The organism is Pseudomonas fluorescens, assembly GCF_000967965.1.
In the GTDB taxonomy this organism is placed as follows: domain Bacteria; phylum Pseudomonadota; class Gammaproteobacteria; order Pseudomonadales; family Pseudomonadaceae; genus Aquipseudomonas; species Aquipseudomonas grandcourensis.
Genome location: NZ_LACC01000007.1, coordinates 1 through 18,636, shown reverse-complemented (window position 1 = coordinate 18,636; position 18,636 = coordinate 1). Strand labels below are relative to the sequence as shown.

The 18,636-nt window shown below is 57.9% G+C and carries 17 protein-coding genes; 4 read left to right on the top strand and 13 right to left on the bottom strand.

Annotated elements, in window-relative coordinates; genetic code table 11:
• Positions 1-13: 13 nt before the first annotated feature.
• From VC35_RS04685 to galE, 3 genes are all read right to left on the bottom strand, one after another.
• The gene (locus VC35_RS04685) at positions 14-1,129 is read right to left on the bottom strand and encodes a polysaccharide biosynthesis/export family protein (RefSeq protein ID WP_472978131.1); all 1,116 of its coding nucleotides are present in this window, start codon (positions 1,127-1,129) and stop codon (positions 14-16) included.
• 90 nt (positions 1,130-1,219) lie between these two features.
• Entirely contained in the window at positions 1,220-1,456 is a 237-nt protein-coding gene (locus VC35_RS04680; RefSeq protein ID WP_046038091.1) for a hypothetical protein, read from the bottom strand.
• 232 nt (positions 1,457-1,688) lie between these two features.
• On the bottom strand, positions 1,689-2,705 hold the full coding sequence (gene galE, locus VC35_RS04675; protein ID WP_046038089.1) for a UDP-glucose 4-epimerase GalE: 1,017 nt from the start codon (positions 2,703-2,705) through the stop codon (positions 1,689-1,691).
• A 392-nt stretch (positions 2,706-3,097) separates the two neighbouring features.
• Between galE and galU the strand changes: the two genes are divergently transcribed.
• Together galU and VC35_RS04665 are read left to right on the top strand one after the other, a co-directional pair.
• A complete protein-coding gene (gene galU, locus VC35_RS04670; RefSeq protein ID WP_046038087.1) occupies positions 3,098-3,931 on the top strand; it encodes a UTP--glucose-1-phosphate uridylyltransferase GalU in 834 nt (277 codons plus the stop codon).
• A 48-nt stretch (positions 3,932-3,979) separates the two neighbouring features.
• Positions 3,980-4,396 carry a mannose-1-phosphate guanylyltransferase gene (locus VC35_RS04665; protein WP_046038085.1) on the top strand — a complete coding sequence of 139 codons (417 nt, stop codon included), beginning with the start codon at positions 3,980-3,982 and terminating at the stop codon, positions 4,394-4,396.
• A 56-nt stretch (positions 4,397-4,452) separates the two neighbouring features.
• Here VC35_RS04665 and VC35_RS04660 read toward each other — a convergent pair whose 3' ends face one another.
• The 8 genes from VC35_RS04660 to VC35_RS04625 are packed head-to-tail and all read right to left on the bottom strand — an operon-like array spanning position 4,453 to position 13,976.
• Complete coding sequence (locus VC35_RS04660) at positions 4,453-5,619, bottom strand: SGNH/GDSL hydrolase family protein (RefSeq protein WP_046038083.1); 1,167 nt, start codon at positions 5,617-5,619, stop codon at positions 4,453-4,455.
• Positions 5,620-5,646: 27 nt separating this feature from the next.
• Positions 5,647-6,684 (bottom strand): acyltransferase family protein, encoded by a 1,038-nt coding sequence (locus VC35_RS04655; protein ID WP_046038082.1) that lies wholly within the window; start codon positions 6,682-6,684, stop codon positions 5,647-5,649.
• A 12-nt stretch (positions 6,685-6,696) separates the two neighbouring features.
• Positions 6,697-7,800 (bottom strand): hypothetical protein, encoded by a 1,104-nt coding sequence (locus VC35_RS04650; protein WP_046038080.1) that lies wholly within the window; start codon positions 7,798-7,800, stop codon positions 6,697-6,699.
• A complete protein-coding gene (locus tag VC35_RS04645) occupies positions 7,791-9,020 on the bottom strand; it encodes an MATE family efflux transporter (RefSeq protein WP_046038078.1) in 1,230 nt (409 codons plus the stop codon). The genes VC35_RS04650 and VC35_RS04645 overlap by 10 nt, the downstream gene beginning before the upstream one ends.
• Positions 9,017-10,129 (bottom strand): polysaccharide pyruvyl transferase family protein, encoded by a 1,113-nt coding sequence (locus VC35_RS04640; RefSeq protein WP_046038076.1) that lies wholly within the window; start codon positions 10,127-10,129, stop codon positions 9,017-9,019. The genes VC35_RS04645 and VC35_RS04640 overlap by 4 nt, the downstream gene beginning before the upstream one ends.
• A 15-nt stretch (positions 10,130-10,144) precedes the next feature.
• The gene (locus VC35_RS04635) at positions 10,145-11,227 is read right to left on the bottom strand and encodes a glycosyltransferase (RefSeq protein WP_046038073.1); all 1,083 of its coding nucleotides are present in this window, start codon (positions 11,225-11,227) and stop codon (positions 10,145-10,147) included.
• Between the two features lie 40 nt (positions 11,228-11,267).
• Complete coding sequence (locus VC35_RS04630; protein WP_046038072.1) at positions 11,268-13,496, bottom strand: polysaccharide biosynthesis tyrosine autokinase; 2,229 nt, start codon at positions 13,494-13,496, stop codon at positions 11,268-11,270.
• A 39-nt stretch (positions 13,497-13,535) separates the two neighbouring features.
• Positions 13,536-13,976, bottom strand: coding sequence for a low molecular weight protein-tyrosine-phosphatase (locus VC35_RS04625; RefSeq protein ID WP_046038070.1), 441 nt, complete (start codon positions 13,974-13,976; stop codon positions 13,536-13,538).
• Positions 13,977-14,267: 291 nt separating this feature from the next.
• Between VC35_RS04625 and VC35_RS04620 the strand changes: the two genes are divergently transcribed.
• Both VC35_RS04620 and tal read left to right on the top strand, forming a co-directional pair.
• Positions 14,268-15,233, top strand: coding sequence for a glycosyl hydrolase family 5 (locus tag VC35_RS04620; RefSeq protein ID WP_046038067.1), 966 nt, complete (start codon positions 14,268-14,270; stop codon positions 15,231-15,233).
• Between the two features lie 201 nt (positions 15,234-15,434).
• A complete protein-coding gene (tal, locus tag VC35_RS04615; RefSeq protein ID WP_046038065.1) occupies positions 15,435-16,361 on the top strand; it encodes a transaldolase in 927 nt (308 codons plus the stop codon).
• 229 nt (positions 16,362-16,590) lie between these two features.
• Here the strand turns inward: tal and rssC are convergent, their stop codons facing one another.
• Both rssC and rssB read right to left on the bottom strand, forming a co-directional pair.
• On the bottom strand, positions 16,591-17,073 hold the full coding sequence (gene rssC / locus VC35_RS04610) for an anti-sigma factor antagonist RssC (protein ID WP_046038063.1): 483 nt from the start codon (positions 17,071-17,073) through the stop codon (positions 16,591-16,593).
• On the bottom strand, positions 17,073-18,254 hold the full coding sequence (rssB, locus tag VC35_RS04605; protein WP_046038062.1) for a two-component system response regulator RssB: 1,182 nt from the start codon (positions 18,252-18,254) through the stop codon (positions 17,073-17,075). The genes rssC and rssB overlap by 1 nt, the downstream gene beginning before the upstream one ends.
• Positions 18,255-18,636: the final 382 nt, after the last annotated feature.

Sequence of the window (18,636 nt, the reverse complement as noted above, 5' to 3'; positions counted from 1 at the left end):
ATCGGACCCGGCCTTATTTGCTGTTGCTGCTGACTTCACTCATGTTCTTCGCCGCGGAAGCGCCCGTACCGACAATCGATGCCGACGGCACCAATTGGCTGATGAAGCGATTCCAGCGAGTCACGTTGGCAGGACCTACGTAGACAACGTCCTGGGGACGTACTTCAAAGTGCGTGGCCAGCGCCATCGCGGTCGGTGATTCGGCTTGCAGTTGGTAGACCTTCGCCGGTTCCACATCGAGGTTTTCAACACCCCTGATCACGTACACGGCGTTACCGTTGGAGGTGGTCTGACTCAATCCGCCGACCGAGCCCAGCACATCGGACAGGTTCATGGTGGCGGTCTTGAAGCTCAGTGCGCGGGGCTGGTTGACCTCGCCCATGACGTAGATGCGCTTTTTGTCGTTGTACGGCAGATACAACTGATCGCCACCCTTGAGGTAGACGTTCTGCAACTCGGAATCCGGCTGGTTGAGCGTGTCGAGATTGAGCGTGTAGACCCGTCCGTTTCGCGTCAGCAACAGGCCGGACAAGTCGGCACTCGCCGTATCGATACCGGCAGAACCGAGGGCCTCGACCACACTGAGCGGGTTGGTGGAAATCGCTTGCGGACCGGCCTTCGAAACGGCGCCCGTCACCACGACTTTCTGACTGGAAAAGCGCAACACGGCGACATCCACTTGCGGGTCGGCGATGAAGGCCGACAGCCTTTCTTCGATGTCCGATCGCAGTTGCTGGACGGTTTTACCAGCCGCCTGGACCTCTTTGATAAACGGGTAGTAGAGCGTGCCATCGGCACGGACCAGGCGACCGTTGGCATCAATCTGCTGTTGCGCGCCGGAGGGTGCGGTCAGCTCCGGGTGATCCCAGACCGTGATGTACAGGACATCGTTACTGCCGATGCGGTACTCGGCCGGGGCCGCCAATAGTTCCGTCGGCACGGACTCACGCTTTTGCGTGGCCCTGTTCATGGAGATGAGCTTGGGCGTGATCGGAATGAGCTCGACCCGGCTGCTCTCACTGGCGCCCTGGCGTGTGATATCACTGGTGCTCAGGTATTGGCCGGGGGAAAACATGCAACCTTGTAAAGCGATGCTTGCCAACATTAAAAGAGAAAAACTACGAGTCATAATGGCACTACGCTATTCAAGGGCGAATCTAAAAACAAAGTCACCCGATTTTCATCGGGCGACCTTGTACTGCACCAACAGGTGTTTCAGTTAGTTGTGCGTACCGGTTGTACCCGTGGTACCTGTCGTACCCGTCGTACCGCCGTTTGCACTTCCACCACTGTTGGACGCCGCTACAGCACTGGCGACCATTGCAGTACTGGCTGCAGTGGCTTGAGTCGCCGCCACGTTACCCAACACATTGGTCGCAGTTGTAAGCGGCGCTTCTACCGCGGACGCCCAGTTGCTCAACATCGTCAACAGGGCAATTGCCATCACTTTCTTCATATCAACTCCTTTCTAACATTCAACCTGATCGAAATCGGGTAGTTCGTTAGAGGTGGTAGAGTTCAAGTCCGCGAAAAGTGCGAACAAGATCCGTTGTTCTTTCACAGTCTTACCCAACTGATAAAAGTCGAACGGCAGGTTTATATCTACGGACTTGCAAAAGGCATAGCCAGTGTATTTTCCCGACGATATCTAACAACCTGACCGGAAATAACATTAGGCTAAAACGCCATCATCCCAGGTAGCCTTTGGGGTGATTCGATTGCCAGCGCCAGGTATCCGTGACCATGTCCTGCAAGTTGCGCGTGGCCTTCCAGCCCAACTCTTTCTCCGCCTTGGAAGGGTCGGCCCAGCTCTCGGCGATATCACCCGAGCGACGCGGCATCATCCGATAGGGCACCGGCTGACCACACGCCTGCTCGAACGCCCGCAGCACTTGCAACACGCTGTAGCCATCGCCCGTGCCCAGGTTCCACGTATGAATGCCGGTGCGCCCGGCGATGGATTGCAAGGCCTTGAGATGCCCGTCCGCCAGGTCCACGACGTGGATGTAGTCGCGTACCCCGGTACCGTCGACCGTGGGGTAATCGTTGCCGAAGATCGACAACTCTTGCAGGCTGCCAACCGCCACTTGGCTGATGTAGGGCACCAGGTTATTCGGAATGCCGCTCGGGTCTTCGCCCAGATGACCGCTGTCATGCGCGCCGATCGGGTTGAAGTAACGCAACAGCGCGATGCTCCAGCGCGGCTCGGCCAGGGCCAGGTCGCGCAGCACATTTTCGACGATCAGCTTGGATTGGCCGTAGGGATTGGTGGGGCTGCCCGTGGGGAAATCCTCACGGATCGGCATCTGCTCCGGCTCACCGTATACCGTGGCCGACGAACTGAACACCAGGCGAAACACCCCGGCAGCGGCCATCGCCTGACACAGGGTGATGCTGCCGCTGACGTTGGTCTCGTAATACTCAAGCGGCTTGCGCACGCTCTCGCCAACGGCCTTGAGACCGGCAAAGTGCAGGACGGCATCGATGGCATGCTGCTGGAAAATCCGGTCCAGCAAGGCCCGATCGCACACATCACCGCGAATCATCAGCGCACTCTTGCCGCAAATGGCTTCCACCGCGTGCAATGCCGCGTCGCTGCTGTTGCAAAGATTATCCAGCACAACAACTTCATAGCCTGCCTCAAGCAGCGCGAGCGTGGTGTGCGAACCGATATAACCAGCTCCACCCGTTACCAGAATTTTCATAGCGCGGTCCATAGTGGGAAAAGTGCGAAGTTGCGTGTCAAGCCCCTCTTGTTAAAGGTGTGTGCTGAACCACACAAATAAGAGCGACAACAACACAAAACAAAATTAGTTCAACGGCTGGCAATAAATATTTTTTCAGGCCAAACTGTATTGCGGGATACTTATTAGCATTCCGACGCACTCACCACTATCAACAGATACCGACTAAAAATAACTAACAACTATCAACCCGACATCTCATAACATTGTCGTGTTATCCGCACATTGCTATTTGCCACTAGTGGCCAGACTCAGGTATTAAAGTAAGCCTTCAATAATCATTGAAACTTGCAATCACTCGTTATTGCGCGCACCCGTTGGCTGTGTTCCATGACTGTCCAGGATATTTTTTTATGATTCGTAAATGTTTGTTCCCCGCTGCTGGCTATGGCACTCGTTTCTTGCCGGCGACCAAAGCCATGCCCAAGGAAATGCTGCCGATCGTCAACAAGCCGTTGATCGAATACGCCGTTGAAGAAGCACGGGATGCCGGCCTGCAACACATGGCGATCGTCACCGGGCGGGGCAAGCGCGCGCTGGAAGACCACTTCGACATCAGCTATGAACTGGAGCACCAGATTCGCGGCACCGAGAAAGAGAAATTCCTGGCCGGAACCCGCGAGCTCATCGACACCTGCACCTTCTCCTACACCCGTCAGGTGGAAATGAAGGGCCTGGGCCACGCGATTCTCAGTGGCCGTCCGTTGATCGGCGACGAACCCTTCGCCGTGGTACTGGCTGATGACCTGTGCCTGAACCTGGAAGGTGATGGCGTCCTCACGCAAATGATCCAGCTCTACAAGAAATTCCGCTGCTCGATCGTGGCCATCCAGGAAGTACCGCGCGACCAGACCCACAAGTACGGCGTGATTGCCGGCGAGCCGATCTCCGACGGGATCTACCGGGTCAACAACATGGTGGAAAAACCGGCCCCGCAAGACGCCCCGTCGAACCTGGCGATCATCGGCCGCTACATTCTGACGCCGGATATCTTCGACCTGATCGCCGACACCGAACCGGGTAAAGGCGGCGAAATCCAGATCACCGACGCGCTGATGAAACAGGCGCAGAACGGCTGTGTGCTGGCCTACAAGTTCAAGGGTTTGCGCTTCGATTGCGGCGACGCCGAGGGATACTTGCAGGCGACCAACTTCTGCTACGAAAACGTGTACCTCAAGGGCCGCTAAGACGGCTCCAGCACCCCACGCCCACACTTCATTCAAGGCAGGCCAACCATGAACATTGAAAAACTCTCGGCATACATTGAAATGGAGGTGGGCAACCTCGGGGTGATGTCCTCGTTATCGCGACATCAGCGGTTGCCGAGCGCCAACGAGTCCTGGCTCGGCCCCACTCTGCTGGTGGAACGAATCGGTATGTTTCCGTCTTCCGGAGACATCCGCCGGTCGATGCTCGACCCCTATCCCCTCCTCGCTCACCTGAAAAGGCTTTACCGCGGGCAGGCGCTGGAAATCGATGACCGCGATGGACTGAAAGTGATTTTCAGCGACTGGCGGTTCCGAGTGCGCATTTGCTGCAACGACCCGGCCATCATCATCAACGTGGAGACCCGTTGTGCTACGCAACTGATGCCGCTCAAGACAGCAGAGCTGCTCGCTCATCTGGAGCACTTCGAATCGGCTGCCCTGTAGGAGCGAGCTTGCTCGCGAAAAACTCAATGACACCGCAATTCTTCAGGATTCGCGCGTTATCGTTGACGACCATCGCGAGCAAGCTCGCTCCTACAGGTGTCCTGTGCTGATACCCCGGTGTTGCCACCGACAAGAAGACGATAGAAGTAATCAGCGATCACTTGCCCACCCGTGGCCGGAACCGGATGAATCTTGTCCGGGCCGATCATGGTGGCGGCGTAGCGCTTGAAATCGGTGCCAAACGCACACTGCAGATTGGCGTAACCCAGATGTTCCTTGCGTGCCCAGGGCTCCAGGACTTGCGCATAGGCTGACATCGGGTAAGCACTGGAACGCGTCGTGTCCTGACGCAGGATCAGGTTGATGCTCGCGGCTGGTTGAATCTCGCGGACCATCCCCACCAAACCCTGAATATTCTTCAGGTACTGCTCGGGCTTCACGCCAAAACCCTGATCGTTGCCACCCAGCATGATCAGGTAGATGTCGGCGGGAATCTTCGACACCACCGCCTTCCACTGCGCCTGCCAACGGATATCGCGGTGGTAGAAGTCAGCGGACGCCGCACCGGACGCTGCCAGCTTGGACACCCGCACGCCGCCCTGATCGTTGCTCATCAACAGACCGAAGAGCGTTGGCGCGCCTTTCACCACTTCCAGCCGGAACGCCCAGTCTTTCGCTGCCGAGGTGCCGGACAGTGGCAGTTCCTGTACTCCGGAGCCTGCGAGCGTCAATGGTTGCCAGGTTTGCGACGGAGCCCAGCGGTAGCGCACCTCACTGGATTCTCCGTCTCCCAGGTACAGCAATTTCGCTTGGGTGACAGCCGTGTTGATGGACGCTGTCGGGTTGGCATCGATCTGCAACCAGGCACCAGGTCGACCGGTAAGGGTGCGACTGTCGGGGCTGGCCTCGCCGAGGGCGGACACCTGCCAGTCACCACCGAAGTACTTTTCACTGCTGCGGGTGTATTTGAAGTGGGTACCGCCAAGCGCCGCGCCATGATTGAAGCCGACATAGCCGGGGCCGGCGAAACCCGCCTCCCCGGCCAGCCGCTGCACCAGTTTGTTCAGATAGAAATCCTGCCCGGCGCTGTAGCTGTCGCCGATCACCGAGATGGACAGGACCTTCCCACCCTTCCCTTCGCGCCACTGGCCAAACCGTTCACGAGCGTCACCAACTTCGACCACTGACGCCGCAACAGGCTGGACGTCATCAACTGCCAACATGCATCGATTCCTTCACTCGGACAAACCTCAAGTCTGGGGCACCGGGGCGACGTTTGCCGGCGGTTTTTTAGCCGCCGCGCGCTCACCCAGGAACAGCACGGAGGTGAAGTTGAATCGACTGAAAACCATCGATAGAACCACCGGCCCGAGCAAGCCACACGCCAAGCCACCGAGCACCAGAAGGCTTTCGTCCTTCACGCCCAAACGCCCCAGGACAAACCGCGAAGTGGCGGCAAACAACACATGGAACAGGAAGATCCCATAGGAATACCCGCCGAGCCAGGTCAGCCACTTCGAGCGCATGTCACTGGACAGCAACGCAATGCAGGACACGCAACCCACGGTCAAACCGATCAAGCTGCGGCGGTCGACGATCAAGTCGCGATCAATCGCCGCCACGTACAGCAGCGTCAGCGAGATCAACACAAACACCAACGGCCCGATCACCTTGAACCGTTGCTTAAACGCATCGACATTTTCCTGGCCAATCATCCCCGCCACGAAAAACGGTAGCAGGTAGATCGCACCGTTGATGCCAAACGCATCAAGCTTGAACGGCGGCAGCAGAAACACCCCTGCCGCAAACGCGAACAGCAGGTACAAACGCGTCGCCGAACGCAGCAAACCACGCCACTCCAGCAGGCCGACAAACATGAAAATGATGAACACCGCCTGCAGGAACCAGAAGTGGTTGACCGGCACCCAGAACGCCAACAACGCGTCGATCACACCGACGTCCTTGTTCACCCCCGGGCCCACCGCCTGCAATACCGAGAACGGCACGCCCACGCAAAACAGCGGCACGATCAAGCGTCGCACCTTGCCGCTGAAGAACGCCGAAAAGTCATTCCCGCGGATTTTGTAGATGGAGTAGATGTAGCCGGAAATGAAGGTGAACAGCGGCATGCGCACATACACCATCGAATCGGCAATCACCCGGAACGGCGAGCCCAGGTCTATTTTCAAACCACCGCCCAACGGGCCGATGACGTGATAGAGCACCAGCAGCAGGCACGCCAGGCCACGCAGGGTTTCGATCTCCAGGGACTTTTTCTTGCTCGACATAAAGCACCTGCCTCAATTCAGAATTCTTGATTCAACCTGCACTGGCTTGTTCGCCCGCAGCATCAATCCCAGGCCCACGAACAACACCGGCACCACCATCGAGAAGTGCCGGGCGAAGGAGCCGAAGTCCGGCTCGAACAGGCCTTGAACCAGCAGGAACGCCAGCGGAATCGCGATTAGTTCCTTGGGTTTGGTCTGGATCGGCGCGCCTTTGTAATCGGTCGAGGTGATGACTTTGAACAGCAGCAACGCGGTCATGATCATCAACGCCACGAAGATCACCTGCCCCGGCCCCGACAGCAAAATCAGCTCCACCGGGAACGACAACCGGAAGAAGATGATCATCGAGTCAAGCGCCTGCGAGACAAAGTCGCTGCCGCTGAGCCACGAGACGATCAACGACTTGGAACCCTCCTCGCCCGCCGTGCGCAGTTCGTTGTTACTGGCGCGAATCGACGACACCGGAAACCCGAGCGCCACCTGGATCGCCATGGCGACCGCCAGGTAGAACAGGAACAGCATCAGGAAGAAGGTGAAGCGCGAGACGTACTTCTTCATCACGCAGACGCCGACCCAGGACAGTGAAAACAGAATCCAGTAGGGCCGGATCAGCACGCCGTAGATCACCGCCGAGAGGAAAAATCCGCCGCGATATTTGCGCGTCAACGAGCTGAGCAAAATGCTCAACACCGCCACCGACACAATGATTTCCTTGGTCAGGTTTTCAAGGAAAAACGAGCGAACGATGCCCCACAGACACAGCGTGCCGAAAATCGCCAGCGGCATGCGCCGGAAGACCACCACCGGAATCGCCGTGAGGAAAAAATTGCAGAACATGCCGTAGGCCCAGGCATTGGTCAGATTGATCCCGGTGGGCCGCAGCAGAAACGCGGAACACTCATAGGAAGAGCGATCCGGCGAGAACGGGTTCCAGAAATTGCAGTTGTCGGCACGCGCGTAGGACGACCACAGGGTCATGGCATCCGGACCTGGATCGCGGGGGATCAACAGCGGCATGGCAACCGACAGAAACAACCCGGTGAACAGGATCAGGAACGAAATCGAGGAGTCGAGCTTTCTGCCGCGAAACTCGATCAGTGGCAGCTTCAACCCCATGCCAAAGCCCCTTTCGGCCGGGTCACACGGGTCAACACGGCAATCACGCCGAGCTGCACGATGATCGCAAATGCGTTGCCCCAGGCAGCGCCGTAGATCGAATAGTGCTTGATCAGCAGGTAGCTGACCGGCACCGAAACCAGCAAGCAGATCGCCGCACTGGCCAGTGACACCCGGCTGTTCTTCGAGGCAATCAAACCACCCCAGACGATGTCGCCGATCGCGCGCAACGCGAAGGAAAAAATCAGCACGCCAAGGATCGCGTTGTCCGGACGCGGAACACTCGTGGCGACGTAATCGAGCACGACATTGAAGAACAGATAAATCAGCACCGCCACCGCGGCGGACACCACCAGCGAGCGCATGACCCATTTGTTCACGAACAATTGCCGGACCGTGAACGGCTGTTGATCCGCCTGAAAACGTTTGGCGAGCACCGGAATGCCGACCACCGCCACCACCGCATAGGACAGCGCTTGCAAGGTGTTGGCCGCCGACCAGGCGTACACGTATTTACCGAGACTGGCGTAGGGTTCCAGATCGACGATCAGAAAGCGCTCGGCGTACTGACTCAACGCGATTAACCCTGTGCCCAGATAGAACGGCAACCCGGCCTTCCACACGGTTGCCGTGGCCAGTGTCCCGCTCACCCGGCCTTTGTGCACGTTCACCACTATCAGGTAACCGGCGACGATCACCAGCACGTTGGCCGCAACCCACAACCACAGCACACTGGCGATCCCGGACACCCAGCCGAGCATCATCCCGCCCACCGCCAACAGCGCCCAGAGGCCGGTCTTGATGAAAAACAACAACGCACCGGCCGTGGCTTTCTGCGCGGAAAACACGAAGGAGTTGATCTCGAAGGACAGGTGCTCGGTGAGCAAAACCAGCGTCACGCAGAGGATCAGCGCGGTCGTCGCCTCGACTGCCTGGAACAGCGAATAAACCAACACCGTCACCACCGACAACAACAGCCCTACGGCCAGGTACAGCAGCAGGACCCTGTCGACGACCCGTCGCGAACTGCCACCGACGCTGATCAGCCGATTGATTTCGGAACTGAAGCCGACGCTGTAGAACTTCGACGCAATCAACGAGGCAGCGACCACCACGCCGTAAAAACCCAACGCCTCATAACCGAGGAAATGGGTGATCGCCAGCACCAGCAAAAACTTCGCGCCCAATGCCCCGCCGCGAAGCAGTAGCCGAAATATCATCGAACGATACCTTTGATGATGTCGTCCATGGCCACGGTTTTTGCCTCGATCTCGCGACAGGTGTCGGTCAGGCGTTTGCCGAAACTGGACAGTGCGTTCGGTGCGTAGACCGTGTCGATGATGGTGTCGACATTGATGTCGCCGCCGTTGATCACCCAGTCTTCCACGCCCATGTCCTGATAGGCGCCGAAGCCTTTGCGCTCATAGCTGATGTGGTACGCCGGGACGCCGGACAACAGCGATTCGATGGCGCCGTGCAGGCGCACGGAAATCACCAGGTCCGGCTGATATTTGGCCAAGGTCGCTTTCAATGGCAGCAGGTCTTCGGTAATGCCCAGTTCGCGATAGAACGCACCGTCATCGTTGCCGCGAACAGCGCTCTGGACCGCGCAAACCACTTTGCTTTTGTTCTTCAAACGCTGCAGCAGCAACTTCAGGTTGGCCACGTAGGCGACCTTCTTCTCCTTGCTCCACTCCGGCGGCTTGCGCAGCACCACGCACACCGTTGCCGGCGATGACGCGCAACGGGTGAACTTGGGCTGCATGAGGATCTTGCTGGCCAATGACTGGACCGCCAGATCCGGCGCGCGGTAGACATTTTCACAGGCATCGAAAATCGCCGATGAGCGATTGTCACGCACAAACACCGCATCGGCGCTGGCGTAATGCTCGACGATCTTGCTGCTCTCGCCGTGGAACGGCCCGATGCTTTGCGGCAGGTACACCGACGGCACTTTGCTGAGGATTGCGGTTTCCAGTTGCTTGGCGTGACCCAGTTTCAACTTGATGTGTTCGAAGGCGCTTTTGGAGCGCATGTAGCCGCCACCGACGCCGACGATCAAATCGGTTTTCTTCAACAGATCAGCAAGACCGGCGTAGGACTGGTTGAGGAACACCGCCTGTTTGACCCGCCCCAGCCCCTTGGCCGCCATGACCGGCGCGTCAAAACGCGGGTGCGGCAAGTAGCTGAAGGACTCTGGATCGGAGGCCACGACACTGATCGAGGTGTCGTCACCAAAGTTTCGATGCACCAGGGCAATGGCCAGATCCACCAGCAGACCGTCACCGGAGTTGGACGCACTGTAGCCATGCAAAATCGTTACGTTCATAAGCTTGAGTTCTACTTAAAAAGTGGGGGCGCGATACAGGTCATAGGTCTGGCGGATCATCAACGCGGCGCTGAAGCGCTCGCGGACAATGCTGCGCCCTTCGCTGCCAAGGTCGAGCAAGCGCGGCTTCTGGATTTTCGTCAGCACATCGGCCAGCGCCTGGTGGTCCCCACTGGGGAAGACGTAGCCGGACACCTCGTTGGTGACCAATTCGGGCAGCGACGTGCAGTTGCTGGCAATCACCGGCAAGCCCATGGCCATGCCTTCGAGCGGCACCATGGCAAAGCCTTCCCAGCGACTGGGGACGATCAGCGCATCGGCTTTCTGGTACAGCGCCTGGACTTCGCTCGGCGTCACCCACGGCAGGTATTCAACCCCTTCCATCGGAGGGCACTCGACCGAATCCTCGTTCACGGCACTGCCCACCACCGTCAGTTTCAGGTCGCTGCGCTGGACTCTGGCGAAAGCCTTGAGCAGCACGTCGAAGCCTTTCTGATAATCGAGACGGCCGACGAAGAGCAGATGAATCGGCTCGGGACCGTTGGCTTTCGGCGCGTCATCCTTGTGATGGATGCCGTTGTAGATCAGCTTCATGCGCTTGCGCTCAATGCCGAACTGCGCGGCTTTGTCGAGCTCGTACTGGCTGACGCAGATGATCACGTCGGTGACCTTCTGCAATACCCGCTCGATCCACGCGTAGGCTTTCTGCTTGGTCGGCGAGCTTTCCATCAGGAACGAAAAGGCATGGGGGCAATAGACGATCTTCGGCTTGCGCCAAGGTCGCAACAGCACGCACACGCAACGCCCGATAACGCCGGAAAAGGTGCTGTGCAAATGCACGACATCGGGTTTTTCCTTAAGCATCACTTGGGTCAGTCGCCAGGCGAAGCGCAGCAACGACGGCACATTGCGCCCGGTCCGGGCGAAGGTGCGGATCTGTTCCCCGGCAATCCCGTGCAGTTCTTTTTCCTGATCCTGCGGGACCAGATAGACCAGCTCATAGCTTGCCGCGTCGCCTTCGGGCGAAGCCGAAATCGTGCGGATCACCGTCGCGACGCCACCTTTGATCGTCTCTGCCACGTGCAGTATTTTTTTCACAACTCACCCACTTCAAACATGAAAGGACAATCACTGACACTCAGGATTTGTCGGACGCGTATTCGTAGTTGTAATAGCCGTAGCTGCCGTTGCCGTAGTAACTGGCTGCGCGCTTCTCGACGCCGTTGAACACCGCGCCCTTCAACTCGATGCCGTTCTGGGCGAATCGACGAATCGTCAGTTCGATCTCTTTGGCCGGGTTCACCCCGAACCGCGTGACAATCAGGCTGATCCCCGCTTCGCGACCGACAATCGCCGCATCCGTCACCGCCAGCAGCGGTGGCGTGTCGATGATCACCACGTCATACAGCTCGCTGAGTTGCGCCAGCAGTTCACGAAAGTTGGCGTGCATCAGCAGTTCTGAAGGATTGGGCGGAACCTGCCCACGACTGATGAAATGCAGGTTGTCGACTTCGACTCTATTGATCGCCTGCTCGATGCTGCAGCGCTTGACCAACAGGTCCGACAAGCCGTTGGTGATCGGTGTGTTCAGCGTCTTGTGCAGATGGCCTTTGCGCATGTCGGCATCGATCAGTACGACCCGCTGCCCGCTTTGCGCCATGACCGCTGCGAGGTTGGAGGAGACGAAGGTCTTGCCGACCTGTGGGCTCGGGCCGGAAATCATGATCCGGTTGTTGGTCGAATCCAGCCCCGCAAAGTGCAGGCAGGTGCGCAAACTGCGGATCGACTCGATGGACAGGTCCGTCGGGTTACGCAGGGCCAACAGGTACGCCGGCTTGTCCGTCCCGTCCTTGGCGCGAACTTTTTTGCCGTCCTCTTCCTGTTGCAGTGCGCTGTATGGAATCGACGCGTACACCGGCAAGCCGAGCTGCTCGATGGCCTCCGGACCTTCCAGGCCTCGGCTCAGGGACTTGCGCAGCAACACCAGCGCTACCCCAAAAAAGGCACCGAGGAAGGTTGCAATCAGCACGATCAGGGCTTTTTTCGGTTTGACCGGGCTGGTCAGGTCGACATCCGCGGTGTCGACCAATCGCACGTTGCCCACAGCCCCCGCCCGGACGATGTCCAGCTCCTGGGATTTGTTCAGCAGTTGCGTGTAGATCTGCGACGCCACTTCGACATCGCGGGTCAGGTTCAGCAGTTCCTGTTGCGTGGCAGGCAGGTCCTGGGCTTTGCCCTCCAGAACCTTCTGCTGCTGGGTCAATTCGCCGATCTGGGTCATCAGCGCGCGGTAAGCCGGATGCTGTTTGGTGAACTTGCGATCCATCTCCGCCTGTTGCATTTTCAGTTCGGAGATACGCGTATCCAGACTGACAACCTGTTCCAGCACCGATTGGGTTTCGAGGGAAATGTTGACCGTCTTGCCGCGGGTTTGATAACCGTTGAGCGCATCGCTGGCCTTGGCCAGGTCGCGTTTGACCTGCGGCAGCTGGCCTTGCAGGAACTCCAGGCTCTGCGCCGCTTCCGCCGACGTGCGTTGCACGTTCTGCTGCACATACAACGAAGCGATTTTATTGAGGATTTTCACCGCCTCGGCCGCGTCACTGCTGGCCAGGGCCAGACGAATGATCCCCGATTCCTTGCCTTGCTCTGAAATATCCAGCGCATCCTGGTAACTCTGGATGGTCACGATCCGTGGATTGCGCACCACTTCGAAGCGGGTGCCAGGGTTCGCCGACAGCTGAGCGATCTGCCCCTCTACTTCGTCCTGTTTGAACGCTTCGCCAGCGACGCCTTCGACCAGCAAGCTGTCGTTTTCATCGAACAACTGGAATCGATGCTGCTCGCCGGCAATCAGCGTGAGTTTCTTGCCCAGCAGTTCTTTCGGCAGATTGAGCCGGGCGATCTCCAGGCGCTCACCGCCCCAGGCGTAGCTGTTCAGGCCCAAGCGCGGCGCCGCGACACTGAACTCGGTCTCGCCGCGATAACGTCGGGCGAGAAAACCGCCGATGACCGGGAAGGTGTTGGGGGTGACGTCGATATCAAGTCGAAGATCATCGACCGTTTTGCCGATCACCGCGCGGGACTTGATGATGCCGATTTCGGTCACCGACGGCGATTGCCCGCCGAGCATGCTGTTGAGATCGGAAAACCCGAGCATGTCGTTCTTCTTCGGCTCGACCTGCACCAGCGCGTTCGCCAGGTACACGGGAGTTGCCAAAACCGCATAGGCAACGCCGGTCGCCATGAAGGCACCGGTGAGCGCGCCGATCAACCATTTCTGGTCAATCAAAGAGCCAAATATGCCGAGAAGATCAATGCTGTCTTGATCGTTGTCACGGGTGCCGATTACTGACGGTAACTGCATAAGTCTGTTCTTACCATTCACTGATCTGAAGAATATTCATCAATGTCCGAGGCGCTGCGCCCATGAGCTAACAGCATCTTCAATCAATGCATGGGCATGAATAAAAGCGGCCTTTCCTTGACGATACGGATCCTGTATTTCTCGCTCGCTCTGCCACTTTCCGAGCAAAAACACTTTGCCCCTGGCATGAGAGGCAATCTTCAGTACTTGTTTTACATGCTCTTTTTCCATGACCAGAATCAGGTCTGATTCATTGACGATGTCCGGTGTAATTTGCCGCGCCTTAAACCCTTGGGCGTTGTGCCCGTGGTCTTCCAGAACCTGGAGGGCCGACGGTTCCATGGCCTCGCCAACCCGTGCGGCAAGGCCCGCCGAGGTCACCGTGATCGCTGAAGGGGCCAGCGCGTTACGCAGCAAAGTTTCTGCTGTCGGACTTCGGCAGATATTGCCCACACAGACGACAAGGATCTTTCTGAACAAGGTTACTTTCCCGTGCAATATCAATATGCCAACATTTCGAGTGGGCTTTAGTGAACCCACAAGACCTTGCGGCACTGAGAAATAGATTCGCCCTGTTAATACAAGTGCATTAAGTACCACAGCCCCCAAAAGCGACCCAACCAGAATTACCGGACCAAAAATAACTGTGATTTTCCGGAACTAACTACCTGACAAAAAATAACATTCGTGCACTTCGCACCCTCGCGAGCATCCAAATGAAAGTAACGAGTCAACGATTGGAAAATGTCATTACCCGCCAGGAGTTCAGGCATGAAATCAGCACGTTTCAAACGGCTCAGCGCCTCAACCCTGTTAATGCTTGGTGCAGCCAGTCAGGTTTACGCCAGTGACTTGTTCCCCGCACTTGCCGCCAACAAAACCATCGGTGTCCAGGTGAAGATCCAGACCTTCTCCCCCACCGACGCCGAGCAGATCAAGGCCGCAGGCTTCGGATTCGTGCGCTTTGGCGTATGGACCAACAACCTGGACGGCGCGGCGTATCAAAAGCAGATCAGCGATGCCTTCGCCGCGGCCAAGTCCGCCGACCTGCCGGTACTGATGACCGTACGCTCGACCAAGGCGCTGACCTCCGCGCCCGACAACACCAGTGAACTCGTGGCTGCCGGCGAATCGTTCGCCAGTTCGGTGAAGGGGCTGGAGCAGTCATACGGGCCGCAGCTCGTCGCGATTGAAATATGGAACGAACCGGACCTGGCGAAGTACTGGCCAACCCGAAATCTCGACACGACCTTTGTTCCGTTCATGAGTGCCCTATGCAAGTCGCTTCAGGACCAACCGCAATCGACGCTGCTGATCGGCTTTGGCTTCGCCCGGCCACCGAGTGCCGGCACGACCTCAGCATTGGCGCTGAACAAAATTGTCAGTGAATACCCCCAATGCCTGAGTGCGATCTCTTATCACCCCTACGGCATGTCGGGCGCGCAGATCAGCAAGGCCCAGGCGTTTATTCAGCAAAACTTCAATCTACCGGGCGTCATCAGTGAATGGGGCGTTCCCTCCCTCAGCTCAAACGGCGGGATCGAAGCGCAGGCCAGAAAAATCAGCACCTTCATCGCCGACGTCAAGAAGCTCGATATCCCGCTGACATCGATCTACGAGTGGAAAAACAGTGAAACGGGCGGCAACGACCGTGAGAGAAACTTCGGTTTCCTGACCTCCGACGGCCAAGCGAAACCTGCGAAAATGGCGGTCTCGACCCAGTTGAATCCGCAGTAGGACGCATGTCCACGGCGCACTGACGGTCAGTTGCTTTGAACCTGTGCCGCGTTTCGGCATCGTATTCATCATTACCAGGCCCCACCTTTCAAACAACCGTTTTCAGGTTGTTGCCGCAGGGGCCGTCGATACACGTACACACCCTTGAGTGGCTGTCAGCGCTCGGGTAATGTCATCAGACCCATAGGACAGAGCACGCCCATGACTTCCAAGCTGGAACAACTCAAACAAATGACTACCGTGGTTGCCGACACCGGCGACTTCGAAGCTATCGCTCGCGTTAAACCCGTGGACGCCACCACCAACCCTTCCCTGTTGCTCAAGGCCGCGGCCATTCCTGCGTATGCCGAGCTGCTGAACGCCAGCGTCAATGACTGCAAGGGCGATGTGGGCCTGGCCAGCGACCGTTTTGGCGTGGCCGTGGGGCAAGAAATCCTGAAGGTGATCCCGGGCCGCATTTCCACCGAAGTGGATGCGCGCCTGTCATTCGACACCGATGCCATGCTCAAGCGTGCGCATCGCCTGATCGAGTTGTACGACAAGGCCGGTATTGGCCGCGACCGCGTGCTGATCAAGATCGCCTCCACCTGGGAAGGCATCCGCGCTGCAGAGATCCTGGAAAAGGAAGGCATCCAGACCAACCTGACCCTGCTGTTCTCCTTTGCCCAGGCAGCCGCCTGCGCCGACGCCGGGGTGTTCCTGATTTCGCCGTTCGTGGGCCGTATCTACGACTGGTACAAGAAAGCCAACGGCAACGACTACACCGGCGCGGATGATCCGGGCGTGCAGTCGGTGACGCGCATCTACAACTACTACAAGGCCAATGACTACAAGACCGTGGTCATGGGGGCGAGCTTCCGCAACCTGGGCCAGATCGAGCAACTGGCCGGCTGCGACCGCCTGACCATCAGCCCGGACCTGATCGACAAGCTGGCCGCGGATACCGGCAAGCTGGAGCGTAAACTGGCGCCAGGCCAGGCCGGTGAAGCGCGCCTGAGCCTCAGCGAATCGCAATTCCGCTGGCTGTCCAACGAAGATGCGATGGCGACCGAGAAACTGGCTGAAGGCATTCGTCAGTTCGCGCGGGACCAGGAGAAGCTCGAGGCGCTGTTGCAGGCCAAGCTGTGACCTGAGTGGGTGTAATGCAAAAAGGGCGAACCTTGGTGGGTTCGCCCTTTTTTGTGGGTGTTTCTTGAGTATCAAATGATCATTTGTGGCGAGGGAGCTTGCTCCCGTCCGGCTGCGCAGCAGTCGTAAATTCTGCTAACGAGATAGTTCTGACACTAAGAAATTTGTGGCCTTGGGGCCACTTCGCAGCCCAGCGGGAGCAAGCTCCCTCGCCACAGGTTTATCTCAATCAATGGCGTTCGAGCGCATTCACCAGGTCATGAAAGGCTTCACGATTGGTGTCGTTCAGGCCCATGAGGATCTTGTGCGCTTCGAGCACCTTGATCCGCACCACTTCTTCGGACTGATCCTGGTCTGGCAGGTCATCCAGGCATTCCGGGCACGGCACCGGCTTATCAACGATGTTGAACACCTGCTCGAAGCCCATGGACTGCAACAGACGCGTGATGTCTTCGTGGGTGGTGACGACGGTCGGCAGCAGGCCGACCTTCTGCCGCGACAGGATCGACAGCTTGGCCAGCAGGCCAAGCGTGGTGCTGTCGATGCTGCGGGTTTCGGTCAGATCGATCACGATCGTGTTGAAATTCAACGCGCTGAAGATCCGCTCAATAGTCGCATCCAACGCCGAACACAGGGTCAGGCGAACTTCACCGACGAACTTCAGGACGAAGGTGCCATCCTGCTCGGCGAACTGGATTCTACCGGTACTCATCAAAGATTCCTGCTCAACACCAACAGGGCGATATCATCCGGCATCTCCCCTAGCGTGGCCAATCCAAAAACCTGCCGCAACCCATCCAGGGTGCCGCCCGCAGCCTTGACCCGTTGGGGCAACGCCGCCTCTTTTTCTTTGAGTGTGGGTTCTGGCAAAAGATCCAGAATGCCATCAGACATCAGCGTCAGGCTGAACGTCGGTGGCAGTTCCAGCACGTGGTCTTCGTAGGTGGCTTCGTTGAAGAGGCCCACGGGCAGACCACGCCCTTCCAGATAACGAACACTGTCTGGCGTGTACAACACTGGCAACGGCAGATGACCGCCGATGCTATAGGTCAACAAACCGGTCTCCTCGTCGATGACTCCACCGACCATTGTGACGTGTTTACCCAGCTTACAACTGATCAGGCCCCGGTTGATATGACCAAGGACCTCTGAAGGCATGAACTCCGGCAAGGTGCCACTGCGCTTGGATTCGAACAGCAGGCGCGTGGTCATGAACTTCAACAGCACGGTGACGAAGGCTGAAGAGGCGCCATGACCGGAAACGTCAGCCAGGTAAAAGGCGACCCGGCGCTCGTCGACCCGGAAGTAGTCGACGAAATCACCCGACAGGTACAGCGACGGGATGATCTGGTGAGCAAACTTGAATTCGTCGATGGTCCAGGGGCTGACCGGCAGCATGTTCATCTGCACCTGGCGACCGGCGTTCTGGTCCTCCTGGAGCAGGTTCAGGCTGGCTTCGAGCTCGCGGTTGGCCTTCTCCAGCTTCTCGCGGTAGCGCTGGTTCTCCAGCAACAGACGCGCACGATCCAGGGCCCGGCGCACGGAGTGCTCGAGCACGGCCAGATCTTCGAGAGGCTTGATCAGGTAGTCCGCTGCGCCCAGGCGCAGGGCTTCGACCGCGTCGTTCATCACGCCCGCACCCGACACCACGATCACCGGCGTTTGCGGCGAACGTTCGGTCACCTGGCGAATGAGTTCGAGTCCGCCCATCTGCGGCATGCGCAGATCGCAGATGACCAAGTCGGGCTTGTCTTGCTCGAATACCTGAAGACCCTGCTGACCATTGCTGGCCTGCAAGACGCTGAAACCACTGTCTTCCAAATAGGCGGCGAGGCTCGCGCGCACTACTTCGTCATCATCGATTATCAGCAGCGTGGCACTGGTTTTTGGCATGTGGGCAAACGGCGCCAGAATTAGGTTGGCGTAGCAGGCGGGGACTTTGGCCCGGCACTGACTACTGGATTCGCTTTCTAGCCTCTCTGTCGCACCGCTTTCGGGCATTTGCCCTACACACATGTACACCAGAGGTGCCCTTCTAAGGCGCAGACGGTACTCCCATCCGCGGGGCGTTTCAAGCTCACGCCGATGGTCGCTTGAGGTCTTTATTTGTCAAATCACCGAGAGTTATAAGAACAGACAAATCCGTAACCCAATGGAAGGTTCGAACCCATCAGTCAAACCGCTCGGGACTACAGCGAAAAGCGTGATTTCATGCGCATGCGGGTCTTCGCAGACAAAAAAAGGCGGCCTTGATGCCTAATGCCAGTCAGTTAAG